General features: G+C 66.3%; 17 protein-coding genes. 6 read left to right on the top strand and 11 right to left on the bottom strand.

Annotated features, from left to right (window positions below):
* Nucleotides 1–96: 96 nt before the first annotated feature.
* The gene (locus AWB83_RS14655) at nucleotides 97–846 is read left to right on the top strand and encodes an SDR family oxidoreductase (protein WP_087046285.1); all 750 of its coding nucleotides are present in this window, start codon (nucleotides 97–99) and stop codon (nucleotides 844–846) included.
* A 49-nt stretch (nucleotides 847–895) separates the two neighbouring features.
* On the opposite strand, the gene AWB83_RS14650 is transcribed toward AWB83_RS14655, so the two are convergent.
* The 3 genes from AWB83_RS14650 to AWB83_RS14640 form a co-directional block, all read right to left on the bottom strand.
* Nucleotides 896–2002 (bottom strand): porin, encoded by a 1107-nt coding sequence (locus tag AWB83_RS14650; RefSeq protein ID WP_087046284.1) that lies wholly within the window; start codon nucleotides 2000–2002, stop codon nucleotides 896–898.
* 162 nt (nucleotides 2003–2164) lie between these two features.
* Nucleotides 2165–4135, bottom strand: a complete 1971-nt coding sequence (locus AWB83_RS14645; RefSeq protein ID WP_087046283.1) for a PhoX family protein — start codon at nucleotides 4133–4135, stop codon at nucleotides 2165–2167.
* A gap of 271 nt (nucleotides 4136–4406) precedes the next feature.
* The gene (locus AWB83_RS14640) at nucleotides 4407–6638 is read right to left on the bottom strand and encodes a heavy metal translocating P-type ATPase (RefSeq protein WP_445343894.1); all 2232 of its coding nucleotides are present in this window, start codon (nucleotides 6636–6638) and stop codon (nucleotides 4407–4409) included.
* Nucleotides 6639–6692: 54 nt separating this feature from the next.
* On the opposite strand from AWB83_RS14640, the gene cadR reads away from it, so the two are divergent.
* Nucleotides 6693–7124, top strand: a complete 432-nt coding sequence (gene cadR / locus AWB83_RS14635) for a Cd(II)/Pb(II)-responsive transcriptional regulator (RefSeq protein WP_087046282.1) — start codon at nucleotides 6693–6695, stop codon at nucleotides 7122–7124.
* 12 nt (nucleotides 7125–7136) lie between these two features.
* Here the strand turns inward: cadR and AWB83_RS14630 are convergent, their stop codons facing one another.
* The 3 genes from AWB83_RS14630 to AWB83_RS14620 are packed head-to-tail and all read right to left on the bottom strand — an operon-like array spanning nucleotide 7137 to nucleotide 11094.
* On the bottom strand, nucleotides 7137–8180 hold the full coding sequence (locus tag AWB83_RS14630; protein WP_087046281.1) for an alpha/beta fold hydrolase: 1044 nt from the start codon (nucleotides 8178–8180) through the stop codon (nucleotides 7137–7139).
* 54 nt (nucleotides 8181–8234) lie between these two features.
* A complete protein-coding gene (locus AWB83_RS14625; protein WP_087046280.1) occupies nucleotides 8235–9749 on the bottom strand; it encodes a M81 family metallopeptidase in 1515 nt (504 codons plus the stop codon).
* Between the two features lie 31 nt (nucleotides 9750–9780).
* The gene (locus AWB83_RS14620) at nucleotides 9781–11094 is read right to left on the bottom strand and encodes an MFS transporter (RefSeq protein WP_087046279.1); all 1314 of its coding nucleotides are present in this window, start codon (nucleotides 11092–11094) and stop codon (nucleotides 9781–9783) included.
* A gap of 134 nt (nucleotides 11095–11228) precedes the next feature.
* Between AWB83_RS14620 and AWB83_RS14615 the strand changes: the two genes are divergently transcribed.
* Nucleotides 11229–12188, top strand: coding sequence for a LysR family transcriptional regulator (locus AWB83_RS14615; protein ID WP_087046278.1), 960 nt, complete (start codon nucleotides 11229–11231; stop codon nucleotides 12186–12188).
* Here the strand turns inward: AWB83_RS14615 and AWB83_RS14610 are convergent.
* The 5 genes from AWB83_RS14610 to AWB83_RS14590 form a co-directional block, all read right to left on the bottom strand.
* Nucleotides 12177–13403, bottom strand: a complete 1227-nt coding sequence (locus AWB83_RS14610; RefSeq protein WP_087046277.1) for an MFS transporter — start codon at nucleotides 13401–13403, stop codon at nucleotides 12177–12179. The genes AWB83_RS14615 and AWB83_RS14610 overlap by 12 nt on opposite strands.
* Before the next feature lie 93 nt (nucleotides 13404–13496).
* Complete coding sequence (locus AWB83_RS14605) at nucleotides 13497–14144, bottom strand: hypothetical protein (protein WP_244197736.1); 648 nt, start codon at nucleotides 14142–14144, stop codon at nucleotides 13497–13499.
* Nucleotides 14145–14294: 150 nt separating this feature from the next.
* Nucleotides 14295–16517 (bottom strand): putative bifunctional diguanylate cyclase/phosphodiesterase, encoded by a 2223-nt coding sequence (locus tag AWB83_RS14600; protein WP_244197735.1) that lies wholly within the window; start codon nucleotides 16515–16517, stop codon nucleotides 14295–14297.
* A gap of 195 nt (nucleotides 16518–16712) precedes the next feature.
* The gene (locus AWB83_RS14595) at nucleotides 16713–17351 is read right to left on the bottom strand and encodes a Vgb family protein (RefSeq protein WP_087046275.1); all 639 of its coding nucleotides are present in this window, start codon (nucleotides 17349–17351) and stop codon (nucleotides 16713–16715) included.
* Nucleotides 17352–17396: 45 nt separating this feature from the next.
* Entirely contained in the window at nucleotides 17397–18617 is a 1221-nt protein-coding gene (locus AWB83_RS14590) for a helix-turn-helix domain-containing protein (protein WP_087046274.1), read from the bottom strand.
* Between the two features lie 99 nt (nucleotides 18618–18716).
* Between AWB83_RS14590 and AWB83_RS14585 the strand changes: the two genes are divergently transcribed.
* From AWB83_RS14585 to AWB83_RS14575, 3 genes are all read left to right on the top strand, one after another.
* The gene (locus tag AWB83_RS14585) at nucleotides 18717–19532 is read left to right on the top strand and encodes a DUF2182 domain-containing protein (protein ID WP_244197734.1); all 816 of its coding nucleotides are present in this window, start codon (nucleotides 18717–18719) and stop codon (nucleotides 19530–19532) included.
* A gap of 190 nt (nucleotides 19533–19722) precedes the next feature.
* Nucleotides 19723–20697, top strand: coding sequence for a glycosyltransferase family 2 protein (locus AWB83_RS14580; protein WP_087046273.1), 975 nt, complete (start codon nucleotides 19723–19725; stop codon nucleotides 20695–20697).
* A gap of 243 nt (nucleotides 20698–20940) precedes the next feature.
* The gene (locus AWB83_RS14575) at nucleotides 20941–22497 is read left to right on the top strand and encodes a methyl-accepting chemotaxis protein (protein WP_087046272.1); all 1557 of its coding nucleotides are present in this window, start codon (nucleotides 20941–20943) and stop codon (nucleotides 22495–22497) included.
* The last annotated feature ends 28 nt before the right edge of the window (nucleotides 22498–22525 follow it).

Here is a 22525-nt window from a genome sequence, read left to right as displayed (position 1 = left end):
TAGTCGATTCGATAATTCTTGTCCCTTTATGCCAAGACATGATTGTCACACAATGCACTCGGAAACCACACTTTCACTTACCACACGAGGTGCATCATGAAGATCGTCGTCATCGGAGGTTCCGGCTTGATCGGCGCGAAGACGGTCGCGATTCTGCGCGCGAAGGGACATGAGGCAGTTGCCGCGTCGCCGCGCAACGGCGTCAATTCGGTTACGGGCGCGGGTCTGAGTGAAGCACTTCGTGGCGCTCAGGTCGTCATCGACGTGTCGAACGCACCCTCATGGGCGCCGGACGACGTGATGGCGTTTTTCCGCACCTCGACGCTCAATCTCGTGGAGGCCGAGGCCGCGGCGGGCGTGCAGCATCATGTCGCGCTCTCCGTCGTCGGCACGGACCGCATGCCGGACAACGCCTATTTCGACGCGAAGGTCGCGCAGGAAAAGCTGATCGCGGAGTCGGGCGTGCCCTATTCGATCGTCCGCGCGACGCAGTTCATGGAGTTTCTCGGCGGCATTGCCGATTCGGGAATGCAGGACGGCAAGGTTCACCTGTCGACGGGGCAATTTCAGCCGATCGCAGCCGACGACGTGGCGGCCATCGTCGCCGACGTCGCGCTCGGCGCGCCGGTCAATGGCATCGTCGAAATCGCGGGGCCGGAGCGCGCGCCCCTGCATCAGTTCATCGCAACGTATATGAAGGCCCAGGGCGATGCGCGCGAGATCGTCGTCGATCCGAAGGCGACGTATTTCGGCGGCACCGTCGAGGAGACTTCCCTCGTGCCGCTCGGCGAGGCGCGTCGTGGAAGCATCGCACTCGACGACTGGCTGAAGCGCGCGCGTTCCTGACGAGCGCGTCCGAACGCCCCGCTGCCCTGCGCGAGGCGCTCAGATCCGTTCAGAACACGTGCATCATGCCGACATACGCGCCCGTCTGCGATTCACCCGCCAGCGGGCTCGTGCTGGGTTCCGCGTTGCGCGGCGTCGCGAAGACCGAGAACGTGCCGTTCGCGCTGTTGCGCACGTAAGCCACGGTGCCGTAGAGAAAGGTGCGCTTGGTGAAGTTGTAGGTCGTGCCGAGCGCGTAGAGCGTCGCGTGGCTCGCGGGATCGTGCGCGGCGTCTCCCGTGCCCGCGCCGACATGAATATAGAAGCCCGCCGCTGTCACGGCCCATGCGGGCGTCGCCTGGTAAGTCGCGCCGAGCCAATAATGATCGGCGGTATCGGCCACGCCCGCCGGCGAATCAGGCGCGGCGTAGTGCGTGTAGGCTGCCTGCACCTTCCATTTCTCCACCTTCAGATTTGCGCCGACGAAGTATTCGCGCGACGCCTGAAAGATGTTGTCCAGCCGGCCGTCCTGACTGCGCAGTTCGTCGTAGATGCCGCGCACGTCGAGCAAGGCGGAGTGATAAGTCAGCATGATGCCGTCGGAACGTCCGAACTCGCCCGGCGCGCCCTGATTGAAGGCGCCCGGCTGATTGCCGAACGCGTATTGCCCTTGCACGTCGAAGCCATGAAACACGGGGCTGTGATATTCGACGTTGTTGCTCGATTGCTGCCAGTTGCGCCCGCGCACCAGCGATGCCGACGACACCGCCTGCTGCACGAAGGGATCGAACTCCCACACGCCATCGCTATCGATGAAAAGATTGCGGCCCGCCTGCAATTGGCCCCACGTCTTCGAATTGAGGCCGACATAGGCGCGGCGTGACCACTCGCGGCCGCCGCCGGTGGTGCCGTTCATGATCTGGATTGCGGTCTCGAGATTGAAGACCGCGGACATGCCCCCGCCCAGATCCTCGGTTCCCTTCAAGCCCCACATGCTGGTGCCCCAGTCGCCGCCTTCGGCGCTCCATCGCGAGGAACTGCCGCCCGTGCCGTTCGCGATGTGGTTCAGATACTCGATGCCGCCGTCGAGACGTCCGTACATCGTGACGCTCGTCTGCGCAAAGGCGCTCGAGGTGACGAGAAGGAAACCTGCCGCTTTCCAGACACGAACTTTCATGGCCGTCTTAGCTCCGTATGGGCTCTGCTCGGTTGAAAGAAAACGATTCAACGGAACATAGCACCATCTGGAGAAACCGGCACGGAACGTGTGCGGGAAACGGCGCGGCCGCATCGATGCGGCAGATGGAGCGAAGCGCGAGGCTTCGCTCCATCCACATCGTCAGCTCAGCTTGGTCGAGGTCGGATCGGCGGTCAGATAGCCGACCGACGCGCCGAAGCGATCCTTGTAGTTCGCGCGCACGAGCGGATCGAGCGTCGACCGCACCTTCGAGTGCAGGCTGCTGCTCCAGTCGCCGGCGTGCTGGAAGTTGCTCATGATGTAGGTCCAGCCGTTGATCTCGTCGACGGCGTGCAGGCCCGTCGATTCCGCGCCCGACGGCGTGGACAGGATGCGCGACAGCGTCCTGGTGTCGACGTTGTACGCCCACAGGAAGTTGTTGACGTGCATGCCGCTGTCCTCGCCGATGAAGAGCGTGCGCAGCTTCTCCGAGAACTTGAGGTTGTCCGGGTTCGCGACGCGCTCCGGATTCGCGGTGTTGCCGAGCGCATCCGCCGAAGCGAGATCCTCGCCGACGAGCGCGGCGGGCGCGGCCATGTCGACGGGCACCCATTCGCTGTCGATCGCGGCGCCGCCGATGTCGCGCTGCTCGCCCTTCATGTTGAGCGCATACACGGCGCCCGAGTTGATGGACTTGTCGAGCGCGATGTCCGTCGAATGCGCGTTGCCCTTCACCATCGACGACACGATCTGCGACATCGCCGAGTACAGCACCTTGTCCTTCGCGTTGACGGTCGTGCCTTCGAGCTTCGTGAATCCCATGCTGGCGCCGCGGAGCGCGGCGTAGCGGTGCGTCTCCAGGAACGCGGCCGCCTTTTCCATGCCCGGCTTGATGCGGATCCAGTTGAACTTGCCGCTGTAGTGGATGCGCGTGTACGACGCATCGGCCGGCGGGTTCTTTTCATCCGTCACGATGTCCATGATGTCGGCGATCGTCAGCGTATTGGCGAGATTCTCGATTTCATCGCTCGTCGCGTGACCGAGGTTGAGCCACGTGAGCGTGGCCGAGCCCGCGCCCGCCGACGACGTCTGCGTCCACTTCGCCACGTAGAGCGTGCCCGCCGAGAGATCGGCCTCCTTGTCCGCGATGAACATGAAGAGGCCGCCGTTGGTCGCGTCGTCGCCCATCAGCACGGTGCGCTTGTCGGGCATGACCTGAATGAGTTCGTGCGAGATGCGGCCGAGGCAATAGTGCTTCCTGATCGTGCCCGTGCCGTCCGGATGCACGGTGACTTCCGGCAGATGGCCGTAGTGATAGGCGCGCGCCTTCGTTTCGTCGCCGTAGAGATTCTTGCTGTATGCCTTGAACTGCGAGTTCGTCGAGAGCGTGGCCGCGTCCGGCTCGTACTCTTCGCTCGACAGGTGCGTATTCCACGGCGACAGGCTCGCGCCGCAGGTGATCCACAGGCCGTTCGCCTTCGACGTATCGACGTTCGAGTAGCTCACGAGCGTGAGCTTGCCCGTCGCCGGGTCCTGGTCCAGCGTGAGCACGGCGATCGGCGAGGGCAGCTTGCCGTACATGTCGGCGTCGTTCTGGTCGCGCGAGGCGTACTCGAACTGCACCACGGCGAGCACCGCATTGCCCTTCACGCCCTTGACGGTCGGATTGTCCATCCTGATGAGCGAGGTGCCGTCCGGGCAGTCCGAGAAGAACTGGCGTTCCTTGCCCGATGCCGAGCGGTCCATGATCGGCTGATTGTCGATGTCGAAGTAGCCGCCCGCGACGATGGTGCCGCCGCTCGTGTTCGTCACGGTGTCGCCCGTCATGAAGAACGGCTGATATGCGAGCTTGTACGTGCGGCTGCTGCCGTCGCTGAAATTCGCGGTCATCGTCGAGGCGACGGTGGTCTTGGCCATCGCGTTCGGATCGGCCAGGGTCGGCGCCGCCATGCTGCCGAACGCGGCCGTGGTGAACGCGGCCGCCGGGGTGGGCGCGGGCGTTGCCGCGTTGCTGTCGCTGCCGCCGCATGCGGTGAGCAACGAAGCGGTCGCCGCGCCGCCGAGCGGGAGCATCGGGGCACTGGCGAGAATCTTGAGGGCTTTGCGGCGGGAGAGGTCGAGAGGCTGCGCCATGTGTGGTTTCGTGTCCTGGATTGTGGGTTATCTACCGGCGAGCGAAGCCCTTGCCTCAAGTCGTTGCGGCCTGACGTACCGGATGACGCGCTACTTTAGGAAATGAATGTGAAATTTCCTTGACAGTCAGTTGTAATTATTGGAGTTGGCCTGAGAGGGAGGCAGCCTTCGGATGCTGCGCGCACTAACCTGGTCACATGGGCGATGCCGATGTACGCGGGCCAGATTCAACACGTGCTGCATGCTGCGTCGCTCCGCTGCCGTGGCCTCTTCATGCAAAGCGCGCACGCAACAGCCGCAGCCCGTTGCCCACGACGATCAGGCTCGCGCCCACGTCCGCGAACACGGCCATCCACATCGATCCGAGTCCGGCCACGGTCAGCGCGAGGAACACGCCCTTGATGACGAGCGCGAGCGTGATGTTCTGCAGCAGAATCGCGTGCGTGGTCTTCGACAGGCGGATGAACGCGGGAATCTTGCGCAGGTCGTCGTCCATGAGCGCGACGTCGGCGGTTTCGATGGCGGTGTCGGTGCCCATCGCGCCCATCGCGAAGCCGATGTCCGCGCGCGCGAGCGCGGGCGCGTCGTTGATGCCGTCGCCGGCCATGCCGACTGCGCCGCCGCTCCCCGCGAGGCTTTCGATGACGCGCAGCTTGTCCTCGGGCAACTGCCCGCCCTCGGCGCGGTCGATGCCGACTTCGCTTGCGATCGCCCGGGCGGCGTGCGGGTTGTCACCCGTCAGCATCGCCGTGCGCACGCCGAGCGCGTGCAGCCGGCCGATTGCCTCGCGGCTCGACTCCTTCACCGTGTCCGCGACCGCGAAGAGCGCGAGCGGGCCGTCCTCGCCGGCGAGCATCACGACGGTCTTGCCCGCGCGCTCGAGCGCATCGACGCGGCGCGCCAGATCGTCGGAAGCGCAGCCGATCTCCTCCATCATTCGACGATTGCCGAGCCAGTACGCGCGCGCAGCGATGGTGCCCCGCACGCCGCGCCCCGGCACCGCGTCGAACTGATCGACCGGAAAGCGCATCACATGGTCCTTTCTTGCGGCCCGCGAGATCGCGAGCGACACCGGGTGATCGGAGCGGCTCGCGAGGCTGGCGGCAAGCGCACGCACGCGGCTCGGTTCGAGTGTTTGATCGAGCAGTTCGAATGCGGTCTGCACCGGCTTGCCGTGCGTGATGGTTCCCGTCTTGTCCAGCGCGAGCCAGCGCAACTGCCGCCCGCGCTCGAGAAACGAACCGCCTTTCACGAGAATGCCGTGCCGCGCCGCCGCGGCGAGCCCGCTGACGATGGTCACGGGCGTCGAGATGACGAGCGCGCACGGACACGCGATCACCAGCAGGACCAGCGCGCGATAGATCCAGTCGAGCCACGCGCCGCCCATTGCCAGCGGCGGCACGAGCGCGACGGCGAGCGCCACGGCAAACACGGTCGGCGTATAGACGCGCGCGAACCGGTCGACGAAGCGCTGCGTCGGCGCCTTCGAACCCTGCGCGCCTTCGACCGCCTGAATGATGCGCGCGAGCGTCGTGTCGTTCGCCGCCGCCGTCACGCGAAACTGGAACGAGCCGGTCTCGTTGATGGTGCCCGCGAACACGGTGTCGCCCTGCGCCTTCTCGACAGGCAGGCTCTCGCCGGTGATCGGCGCCTGATTGACGGTCGAGCCGCCGGACACGATTTCCCCGTCGAGCGCGATGCGCTCGCCCGGCTTGACGCGCACGACGGCGCCCGGGTGGACCTCGCGCGCGTCGGTCTCGATCCAGGTGCCGTCCGCCTGCAATACGGTCACCCGGTCGGGTGCGAGTTTCATGAGATCGGCGATCGCATTGCGGGCGCGCTGCAGGGACTTCGCCTCGATGAACTCGGCGATCGTGAAGAGCACCATGACCATCGCCGCTTCCGGCCATTGTCCGATGATGAGCGCACCCGTCACCGCGATGCTCATCAGCGCGTTGATGTTCAGGCTGCCGTGCCAAAGGGCGATCAGGCCCTTGCGATACGTCGAGAGACCCGAAGCAAGCACGGCCGCAAGCGCGAGCGCGGCGACGAGCCACGACGGCTGGCCGAGCCAGCTCGCCGCCTCCGAAGCCAGCGCGGCCACGCATGCGACGACGAGCGGCCAGGTCGCCCTTCTCTCCTCCGGCATCGGCTGCCGAGCGGTCCGCGGCGTGAATCCCAGCGAACGCACCGCATCGAGAATCGCGGCGAGCGCACCCGCTTCGTGCTCGACGACGAGCGTGCGCTGCATCAGATTGAAATCCATCGACGCGACTTCGCGCATGCCCTCGAGCTTCTTGCGGATCAGCGCCTGTTCGGTCGGGCAATCCATCTGCTCGATGCGGACCTGCGTGCGCACCGTTTCTTTCGATGTTATTTCGCGATCCTGTACATTGCTTTCGCCCTGACACACCGGGTCATGACAACGATCGCAATACGGCTTGCTGATATTCTTCGGACGTAACATACTGGCTTCCTTTCTTGACCCGGAATGAGTAGACACCCTGGAGCGACTCCAGAGTCAAGAAGGAAAGACACGGGAACGAAAGGTGTGAGAATGAAGATTGGCGAACTGGCGCGCATCACGAACTGCACGCCCGATACGATCCGCTTCTACGAAAAGGAAGGCTTGCTTCCGCGGGCCGGCAGAACGGAAGCGAACTACCGGACCTATGACGAATCGCACATCGAACGATTGCGTCTCATCCGGAATTGCCGCGAGCTCGACATGACCCACGACGAAGTGCGCGCGCTGCTTCATGCGGTGGACACGGGCTCGCCGAGTTGTTGCGCGATCGATGCGCTCGTCGACGAGCACATCGCCCATGTCGGCTCGCGCATCGACGAGCTGATCAAACTGCGCGATCAACTCACCACGTTGCGCAAGAAGTGCCGTGGAGAACAGGCGGTCGACACCTGCGGCATCATGCACGAACTGACGTCGAAGAAAACGGCGCAGCCGAAGGCGAAGAAGTCGCACCTCGGCTAGCGTCCTGCGCCCTTACATCCGGTCTGCTTCGATCACCGCATCGGCGAAGGCTTTCGGCGCTTCCTGCGGCAGGTTGTGGCCGATGCCGCCGGCTACATTGCGATGCCGGTACTCGCCGGTGAACTTCTTCGCATACGCGGAAGGATCGGGGTGCGGTGCGCCGTTGGCATCGCCTTCCATCGTGATCGTCGGGACGCCGATGGCCGGCGCCGTCGCGAGACGCTGCTCCAGCGCGTCGTATTGCGGCTCGCCCTGCACGAGTCCGAGGCGCCAGCGGTAGTTGTGAATCACCACCGCGACGTGGTCCGGGTTCTCAAAGGCTTTCGCCGAGCGGTCGTAGGTGGCATCGTCGAAGTTCCATTTCGGCGACGCCAGTTGCCAGATGAGCCTGTTGAAGTCGTGCCGGTTCGCCTCGTAGCCCGCCTGGCCACGCTCGGTGGCGAAATAGAACTGATACCACCACGCCAACTCGGCCTTCGGCGGCAGCGGCGCGCGATTCGCCTGCTGGCTGCCGATCAGATAGCCGCTCACCGACACCATCGCCTTGACGCGCTCCGGCCAGAGCGCCGCGATGATGTTCGCCGTGCGCGCGCCCCAGTCGAACGCGCCGAATACGGCCTGCTGGATCTTGAGCGCATCCATGAGCGCGATGATGTCCACCGCCACGACCGCCTGCTGCCCGTTGCGCGGCGTGTCGGCGGAAAGAAAGCGCGTCGTGCCGTAGCCGCGCAGGTACGGCACGATCACGCGATAGCCCTGCGCCGCGAGCAGCGGCGCGACTTCGGCGAAGCTGTAGATGTCGTAGGGCCAGCCGTGCAGCAGGATCACGGCGCGACCGTTCGCCGGGCCGGCCTCCGCATAGCCGACGTTGAGCGTGCCCGCGTCGATCTGGCGAATCCCGGCGAAGCCCGCGGTCGAAGCGGCGCGGACCGGCTTGGCGGATGGCGCGGTCTGAGCACGGACAAGGTCGCTCAAACCGAGCTGCATTGCGCCGACACCCGCGATCGTCGTGCCCAGAAAGCGGCGGCGCCAGACGTTGATCTGATCATCCGACATGGTGCGGTTCTCCTGTTTCGATGTATTCGATGAAATCGACAAACCGGCGAACGGTCATGCAGCCGATGCGCGCAGCGCGGCGAGCGTCGGCCCCATCGGCCGCACGCGCATGCGCGCATCGAGATTGCGCCAGGGCAGATCGGCTGGGTCGGCCGCCATCGGCCCGGGCGCTTTCGCGACGAGTATGCGCTCGGCGATCGGCTCGAAGTCGGCGCGGAAATGCACCGAGCTCTTGTTCACGAGGATCTTCATGCGCTCGGGCTCGATGCCCGCGACGCGAAAGAGATTGCGGTCGAACACCTGCATCTTGATGCTGCTCACCGCGATGCGCACGCCTTCGATGCGCAGGCACGCGGTCGGGCCCAGTTCGCCGGCCATGCCGTTGAGCATCGGGCCGTCGAAGCGGAAGCGACCATCGGAAAGAGATTCGACCTCGAAGACGGCTTCGAGCGGCGCGTCGCCGGGCACGCCGGAGCCGCCGCCGAGCGCGAGCTCGATGCGCGCACCCACGCCTGCCCGGTGCGCCGCCCGTGCCGCCTGCTCGTCCCAGATCACGCCCACGGCCGCATCGCGGGCGCCGTGACGCAGGAGCGCGCGGACCATGCCCATCGTGTTCGAATCGCCGCCGACGCCGGGATTGTCCTGCGTGTCCGCGATGATCACGGGCTTCGTTGCGGCGCGGCTCGCGTCGATCGCTTCGCGCGCGGCTTCGTCGGGGGAAAGGAACGGCACGTCCCAGCGCGCTTCCTCGTTCACGAGCTTCGCATAGAGCGCATCGACTGCGTTGTCCGCCGCGTCCTGATCGTATGCGTAGCCCCAGACCACCGGGCCGCATTCATCGAAGTCAGAAGCGGGAAAGCCCGGCGCGAACGACAGCGACACGACTTCCTTTTCGGGCGATTCGAGCGATTCGAGCGCTTCATACATGCCGCGCGCCGGCTCGACGAGCGTGCACATGCCGTTCACCGGAATCAGGAAAGGCACGCGGCGCAGCGCGCGCTTGAAGGGCCTGCCATGCGCGATGCGTCGCGCGAGCAGATGCGCCGCGCGCAAGCCCGTCCCGGCCATGTCGACATGCGGATAGGTGCGATACGCGACGAGCGCATCCGCGAGCTCGACCATGCGCTCCGTGACGTTCGCGTGCAGGTCGAGCGAGACGACGAGCGGCATTTCGTCGCCGACGATGCGCCGCACGCGCGTCAGCAATTCGCCTTCGCCGTCGTCGAGATGCTCGGTCACCATCGCGCCGTGCAGATCGAGATAGATCGCGTCGAAGCCGCCCGCCTGCACGCGCCCGACGATCGCGCCCGCAATGCGTTCATACGCGTCTTCCGTCACATGCGCCGATGCGCTCGCGCCCGCCCAGATCACCGGCAGCAGCTCATGCCCGTGCGCTTCGGCCCACTGGATGAAGCCGCCGATCGGCACGTTCACGTCGCGCAGCTTCAATACGTCGTCGCCGTGCGCCATCGGCGGGAAGCCCTCGCCCTGGATGAAGCTCTGGTAGCTCGCCTTCGTCGGCGCGAAGGTGTTCGTCTCGTGCTGAAATCCTGCGATCAGGATCTTCATGATCGGTGTCCTCTGGTTCGTCGATAAACGTTCAGGCCGTGCGCGCCTTCGCTGCGGCGACTGCGCCCTTGTTCGCGAGAATCAGCACGCAGGCGACAGCGGCCATGCACGCCATCGCGAGCAGGCCGCCCTGCGTGCTGCCGGTCGCGGATTTGACCCAGCCGATCACCGCCGGGCCCCAGAATCCGCCCGACAGTCCGATCGTGTTGATGAGCGCGATGCCGCCCGCCGCCGCCGGGCCCGAGATCGTTTCGGAGGGAATCGCCCAGAACACCGTGTAGGCCATCCACATGCAGGCGGTGGCGAGCGTGAGCAGCGCGAGCGTCGCGACGAGGTTGCCGGAAGCGTATGGCGTCATGACCAGCAGCACCGCACTGGCGAGCGCCGGCAGCGCGCTGTGATAGCGGCGCTCGCCGACCTTGTCGGAATGGCGGCCGGCGGCGTACATCGCGATGGCCGCGGCGACATACGGAATCGCGACATACCAGCCGAGGCGGATCGTGTCGTTGACGCCCTGCTCCTTCAGGAGCGTGGGCAGCCAGAAGCTGATCGCGTAGATCGGGAAGATGATGCAGAAGTACGCGAGCGCCAGCACGTAAATGCGCGGATTCTTCGCGACTTCCCTGAACGAATCGATGCGATGCGACTCGCCTACATTGCCGCCGACTTCCGCTTCGACGAAACGCTGTTCGTCTCGCGTGAGCCAGCGCGCATCGCCCGGACGGTTCGCGAGCACGAACCACACGAGCGCTCCCAGCGCGATGCACGGCAGGCCTTCGACGAGGAACATCCGCTGCCAGCCGGCCAGCCCGCCGACCCCCGCGAACGACGAAATCAGCCACGCCGAGAGCGGCCCGCCGACGACGCCGCCGAGTGGCCCCGCGACGAACACCAGCGCGATCGCGCGCGCCATGCGTTTCGGGCCGTACCAGCACGAGAGGTAATAGATCATGCCCGGCGCGAAGCCCGCTTCGAAGACGCCCAGCAGGAAGCGCATCGCATAGAACGCGGGCACGTTGCGCACGAAGAGCATGCACGCCGACGTGATGCCCCACAGCACGAGAATGCGGCTGAACGTGAGGCGCGCACCGATCTTCGGCAGCATCAGGTTGCTCGGCAGCTCGAAAAGCACATAGCCGATGAAGAAGATGCCCGCGCCGACGCCGTACGCCGCATCGGAGAAGCCGAGATCGCTTTGCATCTGAAGCTTCGCGAAACCCACGTTCACGCGATCCAGATACGCGAACATGTAGCACGCGATCAGGAGCGGCAGGAGCCGCCAGTTGATTCTGCTGTACAGCGCCGAGACGGCATCGCCGCCTCGCAGGGTCTGAATCGTCGACATCCGCGCCTCCTTGTTTGTCTCCCCGTCTTCGGGTAAGGCCATGTTGAGCGCGCGCAATCGTGCTAGCAAGAGCAACTAAGTTCACGTATCGTTGCCCTGTGAGCAACACTCTCCATTCGATCGGGACGAAGACCATGCGCGAGATCAACCAGCAGCGGCTGCGCTACTTTCACGAAGTGCTCTCGCACGGCACGATTCGCGGCGCGGCGGATCACCTGAACACGTCGCCTTCGGTGATCACGCGGCAGATCAGGCTGCTCGAGGACGAACTGGACGCGACGCTCTTCGAGCGCGAGGCGCGCGGCGTGCGGCCGACGGAAGCGGCGTTCCATCTGCTCGAGTTCTGGCGCGGCTATCGCTCGCAACAGGAGAAGCTCGAGGATCAGCTTCACGCGCTGAAGGGCCTGCAACAGGGGCAGATTCGCCTCGCGGTCAGCGAGGGGTACGTCGACACGCTCGTCGACGACGTGCTCGCGCCGTTCTGCGCGCGCTATCCGCGCCTCGAGATCGACGTGCGGATGCTCGCCGTCGACGATCTGCTGGAGGAAGTCGCGCAGAGCCGCGCGCATATCGGGCTTGCGTACAATCCGCCGCCCCACGAGCGCATCGAATGCCGCGCGAGCTCGCCGCAGCCGGTCGTGCTGCTCGCGCGGCGCGACCATCCGCTGGCGCGGCGCGGCGGCGTCGCGCATATCCGCGATCTGCTCGACTACCCGCTCGCGCTGATGCCGCCGACATTCGGCATCGGCCACGTGGTGAAGATGCTTGAGACCACCGACGACTTCGCCATCCGCCCGACACTCACCACCAACTCGCTCGGCGCATTGAAGCGCTTCGTCAGCGCCGAGAATTTCATGACGCTGATCGGCGAGTTCGCGGCGTATCGGGAACTGGCGAGCGGCGAGTTGACGACCATCCCGATCGCGCATCCGCTCTTCGAAAGCGCACAGGCGAAACTGCTCGTGAAGACGGGACGGCCGCTCGCGGCGGGGCCGCAGGAGCTGCTCGACTGGATTCTCGGGAGGATGCCGATGTTCGCGCGGCCCGCGCCCGTCACGGCAAGGCGCGCGCGTGGCAGACGATCACGCGGATAAGGCGCTCACGCCCTCGGGCACATCGGCGAGACGCGCGGCAGGCGATGTCGCGATGATCCACGCCTGCACCACGAAGCCGAGCGCCGCCGCGACGAGGCACGGCCCCATGCCGAAGTGCGCGCTGATCGCCGCTCCGGCGAGCGCGCCCAGCGGGCGCGCGCCGTAGGTCGCCGTGCTGTTGAGCGCGGACACGCGGCCCATCATGGTCGCGGGCGTGATGGCCTGGCGCAGCGTCGTCGAGCCGACGGTCCATAGAATCGGGCCCGCGCCGAGCAGGAAAAAGCTCGATGCCGCGAGCCAGAACGACGGCGCGGCGAGCGTGGCGACCATCGCGAGCGAGGCGGCCAGGCCGCAGAACGGCCCGACGAGCAGCATGCGGCCGAACGCGATGCGCCGCGCGACGGCAGGCGCCGCCAGCGCCCCGCACACCATGCCGACGCCGTACGCGCCGAGCGTCACGCCCACCGCTGACGCGCTCAAACCGAGGCGCTGCACGGCATAAGGCACGTACACCGCCTGCAGGATGAAGAAGCCGATGTTGAAGAACACGGCGGTGGCGAGCATCGGGCGCAGCAATGCGTCGCGCGCGACGAAGCCCGCGCCTTCGCGCAACTCCGTCAGGAAGTGACGGGCGGCCGCCGGCTTGCGCGCCGGTTCGCGCAGGCCCGCGAGCAGCATCGCCGCCAGTGCCGACAAGCCCGCCGCGCAGCCATACGCCCACCCCGCGCCGATCCAGCCGACGAGCAGCCCGCCCAGCGCGGGCCCCGCCGAATACGCGACGCTGCGCGCGAGTTCGATGCGCCCGTTCGCGGCGGACAGTGCGGCGCGTTCGACGAGCGCAGGCACGAGCGCGGGCGCGGCGACGTTGTACGCGACCGTGCCCGTCGCGCCGAGAAAGCCGAGAAGCGCGAGCAGCGGCAGCGTCAGCGAGCGGGAGAGCACGAGCAGCAGCACGCAGGCCATCGCGAGCGCCCGCGCGCATTCGGCGGCGGCCATCAGCGTGCGGCGCGAGCGCCGGTCCGCGATCACGCCGAGCGGAACCGACAGCAGCAGGAAGGGCAGCGTCTGCGCGCTCTGCAGCACACCGGTATCGGCGGCCGACGCGCCGAGCGCGAACACGGCCACGAGTGGCGCGGCCGCGAGGCCGATCTGCTCGGCGGACTGCGCGAGCAGATTCGACCAGGCGAGGCGCCGGAAGGAAGCGGGGAAATGCATCGGCGGTTCTCCGTGACGTTGGGGTGGGACATCCCATCGTCACGGTTACGGCGCGCGACGGCACTCCAGATCTTGCGCTGTGATTCGATCCCTTTACTGCTCGTCTGCGGGGAGCTTCGCCTTCTCGGCAACGATGCCGTCCGCGATCTTGCCCGCGAGATCGTCGAGCGACGACGACGCCTCGACCCGGTTGATCACGAAGCGCACCGCCGCGCCGTAGGGCTTCGGCGCGGCCGCCGATTTCTGTCCCTTGAGCTCGTCGGTCGTGTCGATCTGCGCGAGCGGCTTGTCGGGGCTCGCCGCCAGATCGGCGAGCTGAACCGTGACGTGCGTGTTGGGCGCCTGCTTGTCCGACGAACCCATCGACGGCAACGCGGAGCCGAATCCCGCCGACAGCGTTTCGTCGAACTCGCCGTTCACGAGCCAGCCCGACGCCGGCAGCGCGGTTTGCGCCGTCGCGTGGCACGCCGCGATGCCGCGCGCGTTCAGCGCCTTCACGATGCCCTCCGAGAGCGCCGATGCGTTCTCATTCACCCGCATGGCGTTACGCGCGGCGCGCAGCCGCGAGCCGGGAAGATGCGGCGCCCCGCCTTCGCTCACCGGCGTGAAATCGCGCACGAAGACCAGTTTGGCCGCGCTTGGGCTGCCCGGGTCCGGACACGGCGCGGCGGTCTGCCCGAATGCGGATGCGCCCATCGCGCATCCGAGGGCGGCGAGCCAGCGCAACGAGGATGTCTTCATCGGTTCTCTCCGGATTGCGCGAAGGAAGGCAATGCCGCCGCGACGCGAAAATCGGATGCCTCATCGCGGTCCCGCGTCCGGGCCGGCTCGCCTCCGAATGCGGCGATGATAACGCCGGCCGGCGTGCCGGAGCGATTTCGGCTGCAAAGGTCAGCGCGCGGGCTCCAGCTCGTTCGCGCCCGCCCGTTCCATCAGGTTCGCGAGGGGCACGGGTCTGCCCAGAAGAAAGCCCTGCACCTTGTCGCAACGCACGTCGCGCAACGTGTCGAGCTGCTCCTGCGTCTCGACGCCCTCCGCGATCACGGTCACGCCGAGCTTGTGCGCGAGGTCGATCACGCCTTCGACCACCGTGCGAACCATGACGTCGGTCGCGATGTTGTCGACGAAGGACTTGTCGAGCTTCAGCACGTCCGGCCTGAAGCGCGCGAGATAGCTGAGGCTCGAATAGCCCGTGCCGAAGTCGTCGATGGCGATGTGCACGCCCATCGCGCGGACGTTCGAGAGCACTTCCTGCGCGTCGTCGAGGTTCTCGATGAGCGCCGATTCGGTGATTTCGAGCGTGATGCGGTTCGAATCGATGCACGCGCGCCTGATCGCGTGCCTGAGCACGGACACGAGGCGCGGATCGCGGAACTGCTTCGGCGAGACGTTGACCGCCACGGAGCACACGGTCGGCAACGCGCCCGCGAGCCGCGCCGCGGATTGCACGGCGTCGCGAATGACCCAATGCCCTGCCTCGACGATGAGCGCGCTTTCCTCGAGCACGGGCACGAACGCGCCCGGCCCAAGCATGCCGAGCGCCGGATGATTCCAGCGCAGCAGCGCCTCGACGCCGACGAGCGCGCCCGAATCGACGCGATACTGCGGCTGATAGTGCAGCACGAACTGATTCTCGCGAATCGCGCCGTGCAGCTCGGACTCCAGATGCGCGCGCGCCAGATCGTCCTTCTCGCGCTCGCCGAACACGCGGAACGTGTTGCGGCCCGCGCGCTTGGCGGCGTACATTGCCATGTCCGCGCTGATGAAGAGCGCTTCCGGCGTGCGTCCGTGTTCCGGATGCAGCGCGACGCCGATCGAACAGGTCATCGTCACGCTCTTGCAGTCGGTCTCGATCGGGCGATGGCACGCGAGCGAGAGCTTGCGGCACGCCCGCGCGATGCTTTCCTGATCGAACGAGCCGGGCAGGATCACCGTGAACTCGTCGCCGCCCGGGCGCGCGGCCACGGCGCCTTCCGGCAGCGCGTCCTGGATGCGCCGCGCGATCGTGCGCAACACGGCATCGCCCGCGATATGGCCCGCCGTATCGTTGATCGACTTGAACCGGTCGATGTCGACGAACAGGTACGCGAAGGGCGCGCCGGATTCGCAGCGCCCGACGAGCGCCTCCATCATCGCATTGCGGTTGGCGAGCCCGGTGAGGCTGTCGGTGTTGGCGAGACGGTGCAGCTCCTGGAGACGCTGACGCTCGTCGGTCGCGTCGACGCACACGCTCACGACGCGCGACACCACGCCGTCTTCCGTCACCGGATAGATGTCGGCGCGCACCCAGCGCGTGCGCTCGTGCGGCAGGCACAGGCGGAAATAACTCTGCGTCGCCGCGCCGGTTTTCACGGCGGTGCGCATTTCGTCACGCAACGCGGGAAGATCGTCGCGATGCACGCGCTGAGCCCATGCGGTCTGATCGGCTTCGAGCACCGACATCGGCATTTCCCACATGCGCTCGAACGCGGAGCTCACGTGCAGGAGCTCGCGGAAATCGTGCGTCGCGGTCCAGAACACGGCATCGACGTGATCTTCCATGTCCTTCTGCACGCGCGCATTGCCGCGCAATTCGTCGATGAGATTCACTTCGGCCGTGATGTCGCGCGACTTGCACAGCACCGCCTTGACCCTGCCGTACTCGCCGTGGACGGGCGCGAAGGTGGAGGTCCACCATTTGAGGTTGCCGCCCATCGTGCGGCAGGCGCCGGAGAACGACGTCGATTCGCCCGCTTTCGCACGCTCGAAGGCCTGCCGCGCGGCGGGGCCGTCCCAGAGCGCGATCCAGTCGATGCCGACGAGATCATCTGCGCGATCCGCTTCGATCAGGCGTCTGCCGACTTCGGAGATGCACATGATCCTGCCTTCGAGGCTCAGCAGCTTGAGGCAATCCTCGGCGATGGCAAGCAAGCTGTACGCAACCTGACGCGCGGCGAAGCTCTTGCGGTGCGCGTCCCGCATCCGGTACGCGGCGAGCGTGACCACGAAGACGACAGCGGCAAGCAGCACGTTCCAGGGAAGCGGCACGAAGAAGGCGCCGCAGACGGCGATGAACACGCCGAACGCGGCAAGACCGAGCCCACCGAAACGGCGTGCGCATTCGATGGATGGCATGTTCCCGGCGACGTTCTCGCCGATGACCCCGAGAAAATCGGTCGCTCCTTTCCGCACCGCTCTGACCCTGTTTCGCTGATGGCTTAATCGTTGTTTATCGGCGAGGTGCGGAAAGTCTTGAGCAAGTTCATTGATCTCCGAATCGAGGCTAGCCCGCCGGGCGCGTCGAATCGCACCAGGGGGCGAGCATGCGCATCAACCGCGCTTGGGTCTGCGCACGGCCCTCACCTTGCCGGTTCGGCCGCCGCCGCAATAGAAGCGATCCTTGCCGTCCGCTTCGAGCCCTGATACACCCGCGCCCTCGGGCATCTCCAGCCGCTCCATGACCTCGCCCGACTGCGGATCGATGCGCCGCAACTCGCTTTCGTCGCCTTCCCAGGTCGCGTGCCACAGTTCGCCGTCGGCCCACGTCACGCCCGTGACGAAGCGGTTCGATTCGATCGTGCGCAGAATCGCGCCGTTCTGCGGATCGACCTGATGGATCTTGCGCGCCTGATACTGCCCGACCCAGAGCGTGCCTTCGGCCCATGCAAGGCCCGAATCCGCGCCGCCGCCCGGCGCGGGAATCGTCGCGAGCACGCGGCCCGTCTTCGGATCGATCTTCTGGATGCGGTCCTCGGCGATCTGGAACAGGTGCTCGCCGTCGAAGGCCGTGCCCGCATGCGCGGGGACATCGAGCGAGCGCGTCTTCTCGCCGCTTTCCGGGTCGAAGGCGTTGAGCGTATCGCCGGCGGCGAACCACACGTGCTCGCCGTCGTACGTGACGCCGTGCACCCCTTCGATATCCGGAAAAGGCCCGTATTCGCGAATGATTTCCGCCTTCGCGCGTTTCATGTCGATGTCCTCCGGATCGTCTGCTTCGTTGATCGAGCCTCCATGCTAGTCGCTCGCGAGCTCGACGGGGAGTAACAAGGCCGTCGTGAATCCGGGCATGGGCGGGGTCGTCCAGCGGCGCGCGCGGCCGCGCCCGAACGATTGCACCTTGCCGCTTGCGGCGAGCGAGTCGAGCGAACGCTGCACGGTGCGCTGGCTCGCGCCGAGCGCCATGGCGAGCGCGGAGCTCGACCACGATTCGCCATCGGCCAGAAATGCGAGCAGCGGCGCATGTTCGTCCTCGACCGGCAGCGCGAGCACGGCGACCTCGCGCGCATGAAGCGGCTTCATCGCGAAGCCGCGCGGCGTCGCGTCGATGCCGGCGTGCGGCCGCAGCAGCGTGCGCAGCCTGCCCATCTCGACCCGCAGCCGCGCGCGATGCGTCTCGTCGGCCTGCCTGATGCGAAACGCCCGCGCGATGAGCGCGTCGCGCGGCGCGTCGCCGGGCCATGCCTGCGCGAGCATGCGCGCGAGCGTGAAGAGCACGGGGCGCGTGGCCAGCGAGACCGATGCGCCCGCTTCGCGCACGCAGAGACGGCAGGCATCGACGACGAAGACGTCCGACGCGAGGAGCGCCTCCACTTCGTCGAGCAGCAGGAGCCGTTCTTCGCCCCGAGCAATGAGGCGCGCCGCGGGCGTGCTGAGGATGCGCCATGCGCTCTCGACCTCCGCGGCGAGCGCGGGAATGCCTGCTTGCCGCGCCGCGCCCTCTGCGCGGACGAGCGCGGCGCGCGCCGCCTGCGTCTGAAGCCGCCGCATCGCGATACCCGCCGCGATGAGTTCGTGCGCGGCCCGCGATGCGGGCGGAAGCCGTTCGGGATTCAGCGTCGAGAGCATGCGCTCGGCATCGTCGAGACGTCCGATCAGAAGCGCGCGCCGCACTTCGAGATAGCGCGCGTGCGCGGCGTTCACGTGATCGCCGTGCGCCGCGAGGATCGCGCGCGCGTGATCGAGCGATCTGGCCGGCCACGCGAGATCGCGCGATGCCAGCGCGATCTCCGCTTCCGCGACGATGCAACGCGAGCGCGCGAGCGCCTCCTTCGTGCCGAACGCCCGCGCCGCGCTCTTCACGAGCGCCCGCGCACGCGCGAAGTCGCCCAGCTGCGCCATCGCGATGCCGCGCAATGCGAGCGCACTCGCGTCCTCGCGCAGCGCGATGCGGTTCAGCGCGCCGAGCGGATCACCCGCCGCGAGCGCGCGCGCCGCCGCCGTGATCAGCGAATCCATGCGAATCCCGACACACTTGTCACTCCTCTCCGGTGGATGTCCGCAACTAATCTAACACCGTACTCACCGCGCGCCGCGTGGCCGCAACGGAACGGCATCATGAATGCGCTGACCATTACCGCCGGACGAGAGAACGAGCAAGCCTTGCGCCGCTTCATTGCCATTGCAGCGCTCGTATTCATCGCGAGCATGCTTGTGACCTGCGCCATGCACGTGTCGATGTCGTCGATGCACGAGCTGCCGATGCCGGGCGGCTGGATGCTCTCGCCGACATGGACGCCCATGTGCGGGCGCACTTGGCTGCGCGCGGCGGCATCGTTCGTCGCCATGTGGATCGCGATGATGACAACGATGATGCTGCCTTCCTTCGCACCGCTCATGTGGCGCCATCGCGAGACGCTCAGGCGTGCGGGCACGCGGCGCGTCGCCCGGCATTCGTCGGCCATGGCGGCGGGTTATGTCTGTGTATGGACCGCATTCGGCATTGCATCGTTTGTTCTCGGCGCGGTGTTCGCCGAACTCGCGATGCGGATGCCCGCGATCGCGCGCGCCGTTCCGTTCATGGGCGGCGCCGTTGTTCTGCTGGCGGGCGCGCTGCAGTTCTCCGCATGGAAGGTCGAGTGGCTGGCGTGCTGCCGCGAAGCCGTCGTTCGGCATGTCGTCTTGCGCGACGACCTGCGCGCCTCGTGCGTCGCGGGCTCGCGGCATGGTTTTCATTGCGCGCGTTGCTGCGCGGGATTGACCGCGACGCTCTTCGTCTTCGGCGTCATGGACCTGCGCGCGATGACGCTCGTGACCGTCGCGATCACGGCCGAGCGGCTCGCGCGTTCCCATCGAACCGTTGCGCGAGGCATCGGCGGCGTTCTCGTCATGCTGGGCTGCGCGATGATCGTGCACGCTGCGATGCTCCACTAGCACCGCATACGTCGAATTTTTTGCCTGAACGCAAACACGCCGCGCTTGCAACGCCGTATTTTTTACTCAATTTTTTCCGATTATTTTTCTTCGTCTTTCTTCTACCTTGCTGAAATCCGCGTGACATTTCGCAATGTAAAGCGTCTGCCGAACAAGAGCGCCACGACAAGGAACAAAGCGAGAGGAAGACATGACGAGCGCACCGATGGTCTCCATTTGCCTGCCGACCTGCGATCGGCCCGAGTTGATCGTCGAATGCCTCGATTCGTGTCTCGCGCAGACGTATCCGCACATCGAGATCCTCATTGGCGACGATTCGCGCGACGACCTCACTCAGCAACTGATCGCCGCACGCTATGCCCACGATGCGCGCATTCGCTACGTGCGCAACGAGCCGCCGCTCGGTCAGGCGCGCAACGTCGCGAGTCTCTTCGAGCGCGCGTCGGGCGCGCTCTTCATGCTGATTCACGACGACGACTACCTCGTGCTGGAAGGCGTCGCCCGACTCGCCGCGCTCTGGCAGAGGTATCCGCATCTCGAAGTCGCGTTCGGCGATCAATACGAAGTCGATGCTTCGGGCCGGGTCGATGTGCGAAGAAGCGCGGCGCTCAATGCCGCGTTTCATCGCAAGCGGCGCGCGCAAGGCATGCAAGCGAGTCCCGGAAGAACCGGCCTCGTGCAGATGTTCCCCAACAACGGATGGCTGGCGCTCGCGGCCTTGGTGAGGCGCGTGGGCTATCACGAGGACGCCGGTGCGTGCTGCGACTTCGTGTTCGGCGTCGAGCTGTGTCTCGCGGCATCGCACGTCCATTACCTGCACGAGTATGTGTCTTACTACCGCAGGACGCCGGTCTCCATATCGAGGAGCACGCGTGTGTCGCCGTTTGCCGCCGCCTTCACCGCCTATTCGTTCGTGCTGGGACTATCGCTCGATGCATCGCTCGAAGCGGCGCGCAGAACCGCATTGCGGAGGCTCGCGCCGATCGTCGTGTCGCTGCACGCGAGGCACGATGCGCCGCTCGCGGCGCTGCGCGTCGCGCTCGATCGTCCCGATGCCTATGCTTACGGGCTCAGCCCGCGGTTCTACTATCACCTTGCCCTGATCGCGCGTGCGCTTCTTGCCGTTTTCGTGCGGCAACGTCCGCGCGCGCCGCGCTTTCCCTGAATTACATCGCTGAAAGCTTCAGCGCGACATGCGCCGGGCAGGACCGTTTTCGTCGCGCATCCCGTCAAAACGAGGAGAACCCGGTCAGCAAACGTTTCCTTCCGTTTTAATTGCTCCCTAAAGGCGTCGTCCGCGCTGTCGTTATACAAGGTGGCCCGATGACCTCATCGGCCGCGCGGCCGGCGGAGCATCTCGCCCGCGTTCGCGCTCGCGTCCCCGAGATGCAGCCACCTTGAGAGAGCTATGTTTTCGACAATCAAAGGCCGTCTGGCCTTGGCCATGACGCTTCTGAGCGCGCTACTGATCATGATCGGCATGGTCGGACTGATCGGCATGAGCCGGTCCAATGCGGTAACTTACGACCTCTTCACGAATGAAATGCCGAGCGCGGTGTCGGTCGGCAATGCGGAAATGTTCATGGCGCGCGAGCGCCTGAGCTTCGACCGCGCTGCATTGAACGTGGGCACGCCCGCGGCCGAGGACGCCATCGGACGCGGCGCGCTCATGCGCAAGACCTCCGACGACGCATGGACGACATACTCCGGCCTGCCGCACGATTCCGGCGAAAAGCCGCTCGCGGCCAAGTTCAACGCGCAGCGCCTCGCGCTGCAAAAGCTGATCGACGAAGGCTACGCCGACGTCCGCGCAAGCGACCAGGCGAAGATCGTCGCCGACGCGAGCGCCATGCAGGCCGCGTTCAACGAGTTCGCGAAGACGGGCGTCGCGCTGCGCAAGCTGCAGTTCGAATCGGCGAAGGCCGCATACGACGCAGGCCAGGCGACGTTCGACATGTTCCGCCTGGGCTCGATCATCGCGATCCTCGCCGGCGTGGCGGCGGCGTTCCATGCGTGGTTCTCGCTGCGCCGCCGCATCACGCGTCCGCTCGATGCCGCGCTCGCGCAGTTCGACGCCATCGCGGCGGGCGATCTGCGCCGCAACGTGACCGTCGCTTCGAACGACGAAATGGGCCGGCTGCTGCGCGGACTTTCGACGATGCAGGCGAGCCTCAGCGAGACCGTTCGCACGGTCCGCGGCGGGAGCGAATCGATTGCGTCCGCGACCAAGCAGATCGCAGCGGGCAACGTGGATCTTTCCTCGCGCACCGAGCAGCAGGCGTCCGCGCTTCAGGAGACCGCGTCGAGCATGGATGAGCTTACCGGCACGGTCAAGCAGAACGCCGACAATGCGCGTCAGGCGAGCATGCTCGCGGCGAACGCATCGGAAATCGCGGGCAAGGGCAGCCACGTCGTGTCGCAGGTGGTGACGACGATGGGCGACATCAACCAGAGCTCGGCGAAGATCGCGGACATCATCACGATCATCGAAGGCATCGCGTTCCAGACCAACATCCTGGCGTTGAACGCGGCGGTGGAAGCGGCGCGTGCGGGCGAGGAAGGACGCGGCTTCGCGGTCGTGGCGGGCGAAGTGCGCTCGCTCGCGCAACGTTCCTCCGCGGCGGCGAAGGAGATCAAGGAACTGATCGACAGCTCGGTCGCGCGCGTGCAATCGGGCACCGCGCTCGTCGATGAAGCGGGCCGCACGATGAAGGAGATCAGCACGGCGGTGCAGCGTGTGACCGACATCATGGGCGAAATCGCGGCGGCGTCCGAAGAGCAGAGCAGCGGCATCGAGCAGGTCGCGCGCGCCGTCACGCAGATGGACGAAGTGACGCAGCAGAATGCCGCGCTCGTCGAAGAGGCGGCGGCGGCGGCGCAATCGCTGGAACATCAGGCGGGCGCGTTGCGCGCGGCGGTGGAGACGTTCCGCCTGCACGACGAGGCGATGCACGCCACGGCCTGAAGTCATTCCCTGATTTGATGATGCGCGG

Origin of the sequence: Caballeronia ptereochthonis (assembly GCF_001545075.1) — a bacterium.
GTDB lineage: Bacteria > Pseudomonadota > Gammaproteobacteria > Burkholderiales > Burkholderiaceae > Caballeronia > Caballeronia ptereochthonis.
This window is presented reverse-complemented; position numbering and strand designations above follow the sequence as displayed.

Excerpts from the sequence above, each read along its gene's own strand:
- AWB83_RS14655 (WP_087046285.1), top strand. The coding sequence starts at position 97 with ATGAAGATCGTCGTCATCGGAGGTTCCGGCTTGATCGGCGCGAAGACG.
- AWB83_RS14650 (WP_087046284.1), bottom strand. The coding sequence starts at position 2,002 with ATGAAAGTTCGTGTCTGGAAAGCGGCAGGTTTCCTTCTCGTCACCTCG.
- AWB83_RS14645 (WP_087046283.1), bottom strand. The coding sequence starts at position 4,135 with ATGGCGCAGCCTCTCGACCTCTCCCGCCGCAAAGCCCTCAAGATTCTC.
- cadR (WP_087046282.1), top strand. The coding sequence starts at position 6,693 with ATGAAGATTGGCGAACTGGCGCGCATCACGAACTGCACGCCCGATACG.
- AWB83_RS14630 (WP_087046281.1), bottom strand. The coding sequence starts at position 8,180 with ATGTCGGATGATCAGATCAACGTCTGGCGCCGCCGCTTTCTGGGCACG.
- AWB83_RS14625 (WP_087046280.1), bottom strand. The coding sequence starts at position 9,749 with ATGAAGATCCTGATCGCAGGATTTCAGCACGAGACGAACACCTTCGCG.
- AWB83_RS14620 (WP_087046279.1), bottom strand. The coding sequence starts at position 11,094 with ATGTCGACGATTCAGACCCTGCGAGGCGGCGATGCCGTCTCGGCGCTG.
- AWB83_RS14615 (WP_087046278.1), top strand. The coding sequence starts at position 11,229 with ATGCGCGAGATCAACCAGCAGCGGCTGCGCTACTTTCACGAAGTGCTC.
- AWB83_RS14610 (WP_087046277.1), bottom strand. The coding sequence starts at position 13,403 with ATGCATTTCCCCGCTTCCTTCCGGCGCCTCGCCTGGTCGAATCTGCTC.
- AWB83_RS14605 (WP_244197736.1), bottom strand. The coding sequence starts at position 14,144 with ATGAAGACATCCTCGTTGCGCTGGCTCGCCGCCCTCGGATGCGCGATG.
- AWB83_RS14600 (WP_244197735.1), bottom strand. The coding sequence starts at position 16,517 with ATGCCATCCATCGAATGCGCACGCCGTTTCGGTGGGCTCGGTCTTGCC.
- AWB83_RS14595 (WP_087046275.1), bottom strand. The coding sequence starts at position 17,351 with ATGAAACGCGCGAAGGCGGAAATCATTCGCGAATACGGGCCTTTTCCG.
- AWB83_RS14590 (WP_087046274.1), bottom strand. The coding sequence starts at position 18,617 with ATGGATTCGCTGATCACGGCGGCGGCGCGCGCGCTCGCGGCGGGTGAT.
- AWB83_RS14585 (WP_244197734.1), top strand. The coding sequence starts at position 18,717 with ATGAATGCGCTGACCATTACCGCCGGACGAGAGAACGAGCAAGCCTTG.
- AWB83_RS14580 (WP_087046273.1), top strand. The coding sequence starts at position 19,723 with ATGACGAGCGCACCGATGGTCTCCATTTGCCTGCCGACCTGCGATCGG.
- AWB83_RS14575 (WP_087046272.1), top strand. The coding sequence starts at position 20,941 with ATGTTTTCGACAATCAAAGGCCGTCTGGCCTTGGCCATGACGCTTCTG.